Origin of the sequence: Bacillus cereus group sp. TH152-1LC (assembly GCF_027710505.1) — a bacterium.
In the GTDB taxonomy this organism is placed as follows: Bacteria; Bacillota; Bacilli; order Bacillales; family Bacillaceae_G; genus Bacillus_A; species Bacillus_A mobilis.
In genome coordinates this window covers 149,530-161,343 of sequence record NZ_JAQFNK010000011.1, presented here as the reverse complement: position 1 = coordinate 161,343, position 11,814 = coordinate 149,530, and the positions used below count along the sequence as shown (strand labels likewise).

The following is an 11,814-nucleotide window of genomic DNA, read 5'->3' as shown; positions in this document are numbered from 1 at the left end:
AAAGATTTCGCGGTACCACCCTTCTTCGCAAGAATACTCTTGCCTCAGTGACCCATAAATGAGTCTAGCTAATAACGGAGCTACCGTCTAAGCCTAGACAAATGCTTCAGCTTAGCACTCAAGGGCGATGTTCGTCGACGTGAACCATCGGTTTTCAGCAACCACCGACTCTCTGTGAGGCTTCACAATCAACTACTCCTCCCTCTCAACGCTTTCTTATGTTATAAAAAGTTGTTATCCAACTTTATTTTCTTCGTAAATTTTCTCTCCATCTTCTATAACTAATTTTCGGAATTCTTCTAATAAACGATTCGTATGTGGACCTGTTTGCCCTAAACCAATCGTTCTACCATCTACTGTCGTAACAGCAATTACTTCAGCAGCCGTTCCTGTTAAAAATACTTCATCAGCTACATATACATCATGTCTTGTAAATAACTCTTCTCTAACGTCATATCCAAGTTTTTCGCCGATTTCTAAAATAGCGTTTCGTGTAATACCTTCTAACGCTCCAGCAGAACTTGGTGGTGTAATTAATTTATTTCCTTTTACAATAAACACGTTATCTCCTGAGCCTTCAGCTACGTATCCTTGGTCATTTAACATAAGTGCTTCTTGTACTCCAGCTAATTTCGCTTCAATACGAACTAAAATATTGTTTAAGTAATTTAAAGATTTTACTTGAGGCGACAAAACATCTGGACGGTTTCGGCGCGTCGCAACTGTTACAACCGAAATCCCTTTTTCATAATATTCTTGTGGGAATAAAGATAGTTGTTCTGCAATTACTACTACATTCGGTTTCTGACAAGAATCAGGATCTAATCCAAGATTTCCTGCACCTCTCGATACAACAAGGCGAATGTATCCATTAGATAATTTATTTTGTCGAATCGTCTCAACAACAATATTCGTTACTTCATCTAAAGAATATGGAATTTCTAACATGATGGATTTTGCTGATTCATATAACCGGACAAGATGCTCTCTCAAACGGAAAACATTACCGCTATAAACTCTAATTCCTTCAAATACTCCATCTCCATATAAATAACCATGATCATATACTGAAACTTTTGCTTCGTCTTTTGGAACAAATTCTCCATTTAAGAAAATCCATTGCTCATTCACTGGAAAGCGCCTCCTATGTTCTATGAATTTTTTATTGTTTCCTAGTTTACTCTCCTTTTTAAATAAATCAAGTAAATTTTTAGAAAATTTTTAATTTTTAATCGTACGTACATCTTTGATTATATTGATTTAACAGCATTGTTAACGTTTACAAAAAGTCAAAAATTTTTTTTCGCCAAATTCCACTAAAAAATATATTTGTTTAAAAGAAGGATTTTCATCAATTGATACGAATCTATTGTATTCAATAAACGGACGTCCGTTTTTATAAATTCGGGAATATACAACGACTTTTGCTGAAAAAGGGGGAAAATAATAAAAATAACGCTGTCTAAAAATAACATTCATATTTTTCATCTCGCAATCATAATCCTATTTTTAAAAAACAATTTGTCAAAATGAAGGAGGAAATCAATATGGCGTGTGTACAAATTAAAGGAACGAGACAAGAGGTAGTAGAAATGCTTCAACTATTTGATCTAATGGATACGAAAGGTTTTTGTAAATTCGATAATTATGTAGAGGTAGAACCAAATAATAAAGAACATAATAATTTTATTGCTTCAATCGACATTCGTTCAAATACTTCTTCCGCCCAAGATACTTTAAACGATCAATTCGTAAGTCAAATGCTTACTGGTGTATATAACGACTAAGTAAAGTGATACGTTAATTAAGCTATCCGTCAATAGCAGGATAAATATAGGCTTCCTACCGTCTTTGCATAAATATATGCGATGTACTTGAGCATACTAGCAACTAGATGGTAGGAGGTGAGAATTATGGCTAGAATTGGCGTTGAAAACTCATTAACAGATGTTAAACAAGCTCTTAAGCAACAGGGACATGAAGTCGTTACCCTTCACTCCGAACATGATGCACAAGGGTGCGATTGTTGTGTTGTAACTGGGCAAGATTCCAATATGATGGGTATTGCAGATACATCTATTAAGGGATCGGTAATTACAGCTCATGGTTTAACAACAGATGAAATTTGTCAGCAAGTTGAGAGCCGTACTTAAAAAAGAAAGAGGACTCCTTTTCAAAAGGAGTCCTCTTTTTTATATTCACCTAACGGGAAAGTAACATATACTGGATGAAAGCCCTACCTCTCTCTCATCATTACGGTTCCAATGACCGCTCCTTGATTCACTAGTATACCTATAAAGCCTACAATTATAATTTATAGGGTTTGTTCACAAAAGTTGTTGGTAAGACTACCCGATCTTTCGCAAACTTTTCGTATTATATTTATAAGATTTATTTACTTTACACTAGCTGTAACCGAGACACGAATCAAAATTCTAACACCAATATAATAACTTGTCAACATTTTTTACAAATTAAAAACAGACAGTAACGGTTTGTCTGTTTTAGAATGGAGCTTTTTCTTTTATTACATATACAACAAAACCGCTTACTAACATACATAAGCCAACTACTAAGTTTTTGATATTAATCATAAATTCCTCTCCCTTATTCCACACATCATATATATTTACAGTTCAATTATTCCGATCATCCTAAAGCGCACTTTTTCTAATATATCATAATTCCTAAAAAATGCAAGTTCACTTTTGACGACCATTTACAAATTTATCTACAGTGCTTGGTACAGTATTTAAAGCCTTTTCAATTAAATGCGTACTACTATTGAGGTGCAATACTTGCACACCGTTAGAACCGACTACTAAAAAAGCAACTGGACTAATTGAAACCCCAGCTCCGCTTCCGCCTCCAAATGGATGACTTTGCTTGTTCTCTTTATGCTGCCCTTGTCCGTTATTATGTTTTTCAGAAATAAAATCACCTTTAAAATCACTTCCACCGGCACCAAAACCAAAAGCCACTTGAGATACTGTTAATACTACATTTCCATCAGCCGTTGAAACGGGACTTCCGACAATCGTATTTACATCTACCATCTCTTTTAAATTTGTCATTGCTGTTTTCATTAAATTTTCAATTGGATGTTCCATTATGTATTGCACCCTTTCCTTCTTATTCTTTTTTATACTTTCCAAAATAGAGGAAGTCATACTAACTTTTCCTATTTCAAAAAAACAATTTCTACCTTTTAAATGGATATTACTCCCTGTACATACTCGGATAAAAAAGAAAAAGAGAAACATACTACTATTGAACCTTGTTATGAAAGGAGTCATGACTTTGACTGAGAAATTTGATGAGTATAAAAAAAGAGATAGAATAGATAGTGATTATAGTGACTATAAAGAAGAATATGCAGCTGAGGTTGCACCACAGCGCATTGATTATGATTACGATGAGAAAGATCATAAAGGTGATGTAAGATCGTCTGCGGCTGGATCAACTGCTGGCTTTATCGCTCTTGCCTTATCTATCTTATCACTCTTTACCTTCCCAACATTATTTGGTCTTGTTTCTGTATTACTAGGGATTTACGCTTATAATCGTGGAGCTACTGTAACTGGTGGTATCGCTGCGATTGTCGGCGGAATTGCAGCACTTATTGCAATTTTATTCCGAGTAGCACTTGTCGGATTATTGTTCTCCCTTTTTTAAAACGAAAAAGGTATCTCGCTTATGCGGGATACCTTATCCTGTAAATACATCTTCCGATGGATATTTAATTTTTTGTTTTGCTGGTCGCGCTAAAGAAAACACAAGTGTTAACGGTCCAATTAATCCGCAAAACATAACAAACATAATAATGCATTTTCCAAACGCTGATAGCTTTGCAGTAATCCCCATCGTTAACCCTACTGTACCGAACGCTGAAATTGTTTCAAATAGTAACTGAATAAAGCTGAAGTTTTCTGTAAGCATTAATACAAATACCGCTGCAAAAATGAGGATTTGACTGGCAACAGCAATAGCTAATGCTCTCGTTACCGTCGATATTTTTATTGTGCGCTGAAATAATACAATTTCCTCTTTCTTTCTAAAGAACGAAAGGACAGATGTAACTAAAATAACAAACGTTGTTAATTTAATCCCTCCACCCGTGGATACACTTCCTGCCCCAATAAACATTAAAACCATCGTAAATAATATAGATGATTCTTCCATACCCCCGTAATCAACTGTATTAAATCCAGCAGTACGAGGAGTAATACCTTGGAAAAAAGAAGCCCATAACTTTTCATTTAAAGGTAAATTCCCTAACGTCTTCACATTATTATATTCTAATACAAAAATCACAATCATCGCTATAACATTTAACGCTACTGTTCCAACAATCATAATTTTGGAATGAAGCGATAGTTTTCGAAAACTACGGCTATACCATATATCAATTAATACAGTAAAACCGAGACCACCTATTACGATTAAAGAGCAAATCCCTATATTAATAATAGGATCTCCTACATACCTTGTTAAATTATCCGGCCATAGAGCAAATCCAGCATTATTATAAGATGCAATAACGTGAAAAATACTATAGTATACACCTTTTCCAAAACCAAACTCTGGAATAAAACGAAATGATAAAAAGATGACTCCAATAAGCTCAATACAAATTGAAAATATAAAGACACGTTTTACTAATTTTACAAGACCACCTATATTTGTCTGATTAAATGCCTCTCCAATTAATAATCGATGGCGTAATCCGATTTTTTTACCTAATACCCAAACAATTAAAATGGCAATTGTCATAAGACCTAAACCGCCTGTTTGAATTAAAAACATAATAACAATCTCGCCAAACATCGTAAACGTACTTGCAGTATCTACTACTCCCAATCCCGTTACAGTTGCCGCTGACGTTGCCGTAAAGAAAGCATCTACCCAACTAATATGTACTTTCGTTGCGAATGGTAACTTTAATAACAAACCGCCAACCACAATTAAGCAGAAAAAACCTAATGCTAATATTTGTGGTGGATTTAATCGTATAAAACGATTATATAGCCCTTGTCTTTTTGTTACTTCCATATTCACTAACTCCCTTTTTCCCCTCATAACTAAAGGCTTATAAGAAACCTTACATAGCGGGATAAACCTTATATTCTCATAATATAGTTGAGCATAATCCTTTTTTTCATAGTTTTCAACTTTTATTTATACTTGAACTTTACTTCATTTTATGACGAAACACTTTCTATTCTATTTATTCTTATTCTATAACTCTCGCAACAATCATTTTATATGTATCATTTCTCAAATCCTCATACCTTTCACTCTATGTTCACGCCAAGGTCACATCTATCTTTTATAGTATATGTATCGAAGTTGTTCCTCCCTAATTTATAAGACATTCCCCAGTGTCTTGAACAACTTCCATCCCTAATTAAATTGACATAAATTGTCCCCTTCCTTGACCATCTCTTATGTGATGGTCTTATTTTTGTTTACCCTATCTTCTATTTAAAACTCCCTCTCTCTTTCACTCTATGTTCACACCCTGGTCACATCCACCTTTTATAGTATATGTATCGAAGCTGTTCCTCCCTAATTTATAAGACATTCCCCAGTGTCTTTGAATAGCTTCCATCCCTAATTAAATTGACATAAATTGTCCCCTTCCTTAGACCATCATATGTGATGGTCTTATTTTTTGTTTACTTTATCCTTCATGTAAAATTCCCTCTCTCTTTCACTCTGTGTTCACGCCAAGGTCACATCTATCTTTTATAGTATATGTATCGAAGTTGTTCCTCCCTAATTTATAAGACATTCCCCAGTGTCTTGAACAGCTTCCATCCCTAATTAAATTGACATAAATTGTCCCCTTCCTTGACCATCTCTTATGTGATGGTCTTATTTTTTTGTTTGCTTCATCCTTTATGTAAAACTCCCTCTCTCTTTCACCCTATGTTCACACCCCGGTCACATCCATCTTTTATAGTATATGTATCGAAGCTATTCCTCCCTAATTTATAAGACATTCCCCAGTGTCTTTGAATGGCTTCCATCCCTAATTAAATTGACATAAATTGTCCCCTTCCCTAGACCATCCTATATGATGGTCTATTTTGTTTTCTAACTAGATTTCCCGATTTTTTTGCTTACTCTAGCAAAAGCAATCTATATTTAAATAGATATTTTTATACAAAATATTCAGAAAATATTGTCAAAATAGGTAGTTTTTCGGTACAATTAATGTAGAAAGTAATTTCACAAAAATAAGGGGGGGTTTTATTGAAACAAACAAAAGCAATCTTAATTGCATTATTTCTCGGTTTAGTTGTTGGGCTTACTTTAAATTTAGCTGCACCATCCATTTTTGAACCATTAAATCAATATGTGTTCAATCCACTTGGTCAATTGTTTATTCGCCTCATTAAAATGCTAGTTGTTCCTGTTGTGTTCATTTCTATCGTGCTTGGGGCTGCTGGACTTGGAGACCCGAAACAACTTGGAAGAATCGGCTTAAAATCAATTTCATTCTTTCTTGTCACTACAGCCGTTGCCATCTCTATTGCAGTTACATTTGCACTGATTATACAACCAGGATCTGGTGGTAACTTTAAAACCGAAGGGCTTAAATATGAAGGTGCAAAAACCGAAACATCTTTCGTCGATACACTACTCAATATCGTACCAGATAACCCAGCAAAAGCGATGGCTGATGGAAACATGTTACAAATTATTGCTTTTGCCGTATTAATCGGACTCGGTATCGCTATTTTAGGAAAACGAGTTCAAGGTATCCATTCATTACTTGAACAGGGCAACGAATTAATGATGTATCTTGTTAATCTCGTTATGAAATTAGCTCCAATCGGAACATTTGGATTGCTCGCTTCATCCGTTGGTAAAATGGGTCTTGCAGGCGTCGCTGCGATGTTCAAGTATATGATTGTCGTTATGCTAGTACTTATTATTCACGGCGTCTTCGTCTATGGTGGATTATTAAAGGTATTAGCAAAAGAAAGCATTGTCCGTTTCTTTAAACATTTCGGGCCAGTAATGGCAATTGGATTTAGTACATCTAGCTCTAATGCATCTCTTCCATTTGCAATGAAAACAGCACAAGAAAAACTTGGCGTTCCAAAAGCGATAAGTTCTTTTGTGCAACCACTAGGTGCAACGATTAATATGGATGGTACTGCCATTATGCAAGGTGTAGCAACTGTGTTTATCGCTCAAGTATACGGAGTTGAGCTTACTATGTCCCAATTAGCTGTCGTCGTATTAACTGCCGTACTAGCTAGCATCGGTACTGCCGGTGTACCAGGTGTTGGACTTGTAATGCTTACGATGGTATTAAATCAAGTAAACCTACCAGTAGAAGGTATTGCCTTAATTATCGGTATTGACCGCATTCTAGATATGTCACGAACAGCTGTAAATATTTCTGGTGATGCAATTTGCGCAATGATTGTCGCAAAATCAGAAGAAAAATATAATACGGATCAATCTGCAGCATCTTAAATCAAAAAAAGGAGTGAAAAGATTCACTCCTTTTTTTGATTTACTTCCTTTTTTCGAACGATATTCTTTCCCTTTGTTATCATTACCAGTCTCAAATTCCGCACTAAACTCTTGCTGAAATTGCCCTGATTTTGGTGAGCCTTGATTTCCGCTCCCTTTACTACCATTTCGATTTGTCATATTTCTGCCCCCTTTCTTTACTAGTAGTATGTTACATATTTTCTTTTTTATAATCTTTTACATACGAAAGAAGACCTTCCTCATATAAGGAAGGTCTTCTTCTTTTCTACGTAAGCGTTTTCTTACTTGTAATGGATTAAATAAGTTTTTTAGAAATAGATATCATGATATTCATTTCTTCTTCTGAAAGCGCGGAGAATCTTTCTTGTAAATATTTCTTTTTCTCCCCTTCCATTTTCGCAACCAAATCTTTTCCTTGCTCTGTAATCTCTAAATATACAACTCTGCGATCTGATGTAGAACGTGAACGGGTTACAAAGCCTTTATTAATTAATTTTTCTGTAACAGCTGTAATATGACTATTCGATACATTTAATTCGTTAGCTACACGTGATACCATTTCTTTATTCGTACGGTTCAATATTCTAAGGACGATAAACTCATTCCACGGTATGTAACCACCAAATATTTTTCCAATATCATTACGCAACGTGCGAAACATAGCAAACACATTTGTCGATAGTTCTTCCATTAATTGCTCTCGATTTTGAGACAATTTTGACAGCCCCTTTTACTTCATTTAGTTAAATAAAAACCTTATTAATAATTTTACATGAAATCTTACTTTTTGTCACCTTATTTTCCCATAATTCGTAGTTTTTTAATATACATTTCATGATACAATAAAATCAAATTTCCAGAAAAAGGAGATGAGATGATGAGTGAAGAAGACAAATTTTCTAATCTTAATCTAAAAGATAAGACTTTGATTATTGGTTTTGTTATTCTATTTCTCATTATAATTTTTGCATTTATTTTCTTTGTATATGTAGGAATCTTTCATATGACAGGTATAGAGTATAGATCACGCACTGCTTTACTTCTATTTATTTTATTAATCACTTTCTTAGACGGTATTACATTCTTTATCTTCGGTTTCCTCAAGGCGTTGCTATACCCAATGACAAAAAACATGCCAAATTGGCTAGCTATTACCCTTTTTGCAATCATTGAAATTACGTTAGATTGGTTCGTCATTCATACTGCCGACGATTGGATAGAGAGTGTCCAACTGTCCAACATTGCTGAATTATGTGTCGTACTATTCCTTTTCCTATTAAATACATTATTAAGTGACAAGAAGGAGTAAGAATACAAGCTTTTCTATATAAAAATTGGTACAATGAAAACAAATCATACTAAAGAGGTGTTACTTATGAACTTACAACAATGGGCTGATAAAGGTATGTCCTTTGATACATATGTGAATGAAATGAAAGTAAATCAATACGAGCTACTACACATTTACAATAACTTTTTAATTCCAAATGAATTACTTCCTGTATTAGAAGAACGTCAAAATGATGGCTGGCGTGTTATCATATTAACAGCTGATTGGTGTGGTGACGCCCTTTTATGCGTACCTGTTATGAAACGAATTTCTGAAGTTGCAAATATTGATATGAGATTATTAATTCGCGATGAAAACTTAGAATTAATGGATCAATATTTAACAAATGGATCAGCACGTGCCATTCCAATCTTTATTTTCATTGATAAAGATGGAAATGAACAAGCCGTTTGGGGACCACGCGCTCCAAAAGTACAAGAATTAGTAACTTCTATGCGCGCTACATTGCCTGAAAAAGAAGATCCAACATTCGAAGAGAAACAAAAAGAAATGTACGCTAACTTCCGTGCTACATTAGCGGATGATACTTCTCTTTGGGAACATGTAATGGAAAGTATGATGGAAAAAGTAGTAAAATAAAAAACTGCCGAACTCGGCAGTTTTTTTATTACATAATGAAGAAGAAATAGAATACCGCAGCTAAAATGAAACGGTAGTAAGCGAACGGTGTTAGTTTTACACGCGCTAATAATTTTAAGAATGAAACAATTGCAAACATCGCAACAACGAATGCAGTAATGAATCCTGTTGCAAATAACGGTATATCAGCTGCGCTTAAAATATCCCAGCTTTTAATTAAATCTAAACCACTTGCAGCTACCATCATTGGTACTGCTAAAATGAATGTGTATTCAGCCGCCGCTGTATGTGACACGCGAGCTAATAAACCACCACTTATTGTAGATCCAGAACGAGAAAATCCTGGCCAAAGCGCTAAACATTGGAACATTCCAATTGTAAATGCTTGCTTATATGTGATTTCATCTAATGTTCTTGCTGTACTTGGTTTCGAAAACTTTTCAGCAACAATCATTAAAATACCACCAGCCACTAAGCTAATGACAACTGGGCCTGGCCCAAATAACACTTCTTTAATCGCACTATGGAACAATACACCAAGTACGCCGGCAGGAATCATCCCGATAATAATATGTAATAAATTTAACGATGGTCCGTCTGTTACTTTTCCTATACCTACTAAAGACCATAGACGCTTCCAAAATATAACAACAACTGCTAAAATCGATCCCAATTGAATAACAACTTCGAAAACTTTCGCTCTCTCATCGTCAAATCCAAGTAAATGACCTGTTAAAATCATATGTCCTGTTGATGAAACTGGTAAAAACTCTGTTAAACCTTCAACAGCACCCATGATTATTCCAATTAACCAATCAGCCACGAGTAGTGCCTCCTTAATAACGAATATGTAATTTTTTCACACCTTATCATAATACCTTATCCCTTTTCAAAGTGCATCCTTTTTTTATCGATTCCATATGTTCTAAGCGCGTATTTCTTTTCTATTTTTTAATTAAATTGTATGATAGTGAGGGTTTGTTTTTATGCGGAAAGGGGCTTTTATGAAAGAAACTAATTCATTCTCACAAAAATTAAAGCAATTTGTATTACTATTTTTCCCGATTTTCGTAACACAAATGTCATTATTTGCAATGAGCTTTTTTGATACGACAATGTCAGGGCACGCGAGTCCTATTGATTTAGCAGGTGTCGCTATCGGAACAAGTATATGGCTTCCCGTTAGTACCGGATTAACAGGAATTTTAATGGCTACTACTCCAATTGTTGCGCAGCTCGTTGGATCAAAGAAAAAAGAGGATGTGCCCCAAATTGTCATACAAGCAGTATATTTAGCAATTTGTGCTAGTTTCGTGGTCATCCTTATCGGTTTCTTCGCTGTTTCACCTATTTTAAACGGCATGCGCCTGGAAGAACCTGTGGAACGTATTGCGGCACAATTTTTAAGTATTATTGCAATTGGAATTATCCCTTTATTTACTTACACTGTTTTACGCGGATTTATTGATGCATTAGGAAAAACTCGCACAACAATGATCATTACATTACTATCATTACCAATTAACGTAGTATTGAATTATGTATTAATTTTCGGTCATTTCGGTTTTCCAAAACTCGGTGGTGTCGGAGCAGCAATTGCTTCTGCAGCAACCTATTGGTGTATTTTAATTATTACCGTTATTATTATTCGTACGAAAGAGCCTTTCGCATCTTTCCATATCTTTAAACAATTATATCGTCCTTCTCTTTCAAGTTGGAAAGAGTTCTTAAAACTTGGCGTCCCTATCGGATTTGCTATCTTTTTTGAAACGAGTATTTTCGCTGCAGTGACACTTATGATGAGTAATTTTAGTACGACAACAATCGCAGCGCATCAAGCAGCTATGAACTTCGCTTCCTTGTTATATATGACTCCTTTAAGTTTAGCAATGGCAATGACCATCGCTGTTGGATTCGAAGTTGGAGCAAAGCGATATAATAACGCAAAACAATATGGATTTATCGGGATTGGCTTAGCACTTGCATTCGCTCTCTTATATTCAATTCTTCTCTACTTCTTTGATGATGAAATTGCTTCTATTTATACGACAGATATACAAGTTCATCATTTAGCAAAAGAATTTCTTATATTTGCGATTTTATTTCAAATTTCAGATGCAATTGCAACTCCTGTACAAGGGGCACTACGTGGTTATAAAGACGTAAATGTTTCCTTAATTATGACATTAATTGCTTATTGGGTAATAGGTCTCCCTCTCGGTTACATATTAGCAACGTATACTGAATGGGCGGCAAAAGGATATTGGATTGGTCTTATTATCGGTCTAGCATTTGGTGCTATCTTCCTTCTTGTCCGTCTCTTTCAAGTTCAAAGAAAATATACAACAGAAAACCGCCGCTCACGATAG

14 protein-coding genes, 1 pseudogene and 1 other annotated feature (1 of these 16 only partly in view) are annotated in these 11,814 nt (G+C 35.0%); of the genes and pseudogenes, 7 read left to right on the top strand and 8 right to left on the bottom strand.

Features of this window, described 5'->3' with window-relative positions; genetic code table 11:
- Positions 1-218, bottom strand: a binding site (T-box leader) (it extends 10 nt beyond the left edge of the window).
- A 16-nt stretch (positions 219-234) separates the two neighbouring features.
- Positions 235-1,131 carry a branched-chain-amino-acid transaminase gene (gene ilvE / locus PDL00_RS22345; protein ID WP_270731216.1) on the bottom strand — a complete coding sequence of 299 codons (897 nt, stop codon included), beginning with the start codon at positions 1,129-1,131 and terminating at the stop codon, positions 235-237.
- A 141-nt stretch (positions 1,132-1,272) separates the two neighbouring features.
- On the bottom strand, positions 1,273-1,488 hold the full coding sequence (locus PDL00_RS34755; RefSeq protein ID WP_333563533.1) for a hypothetical protein: 216 nt from the start codon (positions 1,486-1,488) through the stop codon (positions 1,273-1,275).
- A 59-nt stretch (positions 1,489-1,547) separates the two neighbouring features.
- On the opposite strand from PDL00_RS34755, the gene PDL00_RS22340 reads away from it, so the two are divergent.
- Positions 1,548-1,787, top strand: a complete 240-nt coding sequence (locus PDL00_RS22340; protein ID WP_242257325.1) for a DUF3911 family protein — start codon at positions 1,548-1,550, stop codon at positions 1,785-1,787.
- Positions 1,788-1,913: 126 nt separating this feature from the next.
- A complete protein-coding gene (locus tag PDL00_RS22335; protein ID WP_270731215.1) occupies positions 1,914-2,153 on the top strand; it encodes a YkuS family protein in 240 nt (79 codons plus the stop codon).
- Between the two features lie 351 nt (positions 2,154-2,504).
- Here PDL00_RS22335 and PDL00_RS22330 read toward each other — a convergent pair whose 3' ends face one another.
- Entirely contained in the window at positions 2,505-2,594 is a 90-nt protein-coding gene (locus tag PDL00_RS22330) for a hypothetical protein (RefSeq protein WP_000608225.1), read from the bottom strand.
- A 108-nt stretch (positions 2,595-2,702) separates the two neighbouring features.
- Complete coding sequence (ytfJ, locus tag PDL00_RS22325; protein ID WP_061678666.1) at positions 2,703-3,170, bottom strand: GerW family sporulation protein; 468 nt, start codon at positions 3,168-3,170, stop codon at positions 2,703-2,705.
- Positions 3,171-3,282: 112 nt separating this feature from the next.
- Between ytfJ and PDL00_RS22320 the strand changes: the two genes are divergently transcribed.
- Positions 3,283-3,675: an imidazole glycerol phosphate synthase gene (locus PDL00_RS22320; RefSeq protein ID WP_242257328.1), complete on the top strand. Its 393-nt coding sequence runs from the start codon at positions 3,283-3,285 to the stop codon at positions 3,673-3,675.
- Between the two features lie 33 nt (positions 3,676-3,708).
- On the opposite strand, the gene PDL00_RS22315 is transcribed toward PDL00_RS22320, so the two are convergent.
- A complete protein-coding gene (locus tag PDL00_RS22315; RefSeq protein WP_242257324.1) occupies positions 3,709-5,052 on the bottom strand; it encodes a TrkH family potassium uptake protein in 1,344 nt (447 codons plus the stop codon).
- A gap of 1,206 nt (positions 5,053-6,258) precedes the next feature.
- On the opposite strand from PDL00_RS22315, the gene PDL00_RS22310 reads away from it, so the two are divergent.
- A complete protein-coding gene (locus PDL00_RS22310) occupies positions 6,259-7,494 on the top strand; it encodes a dicarboxylate/amino acid:cation symporter (RefSeq protein WP_061678898.1) in 1,236 nt (411 codons plus the stop codon).
- A gap of 30 nt (positions 7,495-7,524) precedes the next feature.
- Here PDL00_RS22310 and PDL00_RS22305 read toward each other — a convergent pair.
- Together PDL00_RS22305 and PDL00_RS22300 are read right to left on the bottom strand one after the other, a co-directional pair.
- A pseudogene (locus PDL00_RS22305) lies at positions 7,525-7,674 on the bottom strand (imidazoleglycerol-phosphate dehydratase); the annotation flags it as partial.
- Positions 7,675-7,810: 136 nt separating this feature from the next.
- Positions 7,811-8,230 (bottom strand): MarR family winged helix-turn-helix transcriptional regulator, encoded by a 420-nt coding sequence (locus PDL00_RS22300; protein WP_000081442.1) that lies wholly within the window; start codon positions 8,228-8,230, stop codon positions 7,811-7,813.
- Between the two features lie 162 nt (positions 8,231-8,392).
- On the opposite strand from PDL00_RS22300, the gene PDL00_RS22295 reads away from it, so the two are divergent.
- Positions 8,393-8,824 (top strand): YrvL family regulatory protein, encoded by a 432-nt coding sequence (locus tag PDL00_RS22295; RefSeq protein WP_270731214.1) that lies wholly within the window; start codon positions 8,393-8,395, stop codon positions 8,822-8,824.
- A gap of 33 nt (positions 8,825-8,857) precedes the next feature.
- Positions 8,858-9,445 (top strand): thioredoxin family protein, encoded by a 588-nt coding sequence (locus tag PDL00_RS22290; protein ID WP_270731213.1) that lies wholly within the window; start codon positions 8,858-8,860, stop codon positions 9,443-9,445.
- A gap of 28 nt (positions 9,446-9,473) precedes the next feature.
- On the opposite strand, the gene uppP is transcribed toward PDL00_RS22290, so the two are convergent.
- A complete protein-coding gene (gene uppP / locus PDL00_RS22285; protein WP_242252452.1) occupies positions 9,474-10,268 on the bottom strand; it encodes a bacitracin resistance undecaprenyl-diphosphatase in 795 nt (264 codons plus the stop codon).
- 181 nt (positions 10,269-10,449) lie between these two features.
- Between uppP and PDL00_RS22280 the strand changes: the two genes are divergently transcribed.
- Positions 10,450-11,814: an MATE family efflux transporter gene (locus PDL00_RS22280; RefSeq protein WP_270731212.1), complete on the top strand. Its 1,365-nt coding sequence runs from the start codon at positions 10,450-10,452 to the stop codon at positions 11,812-11,814.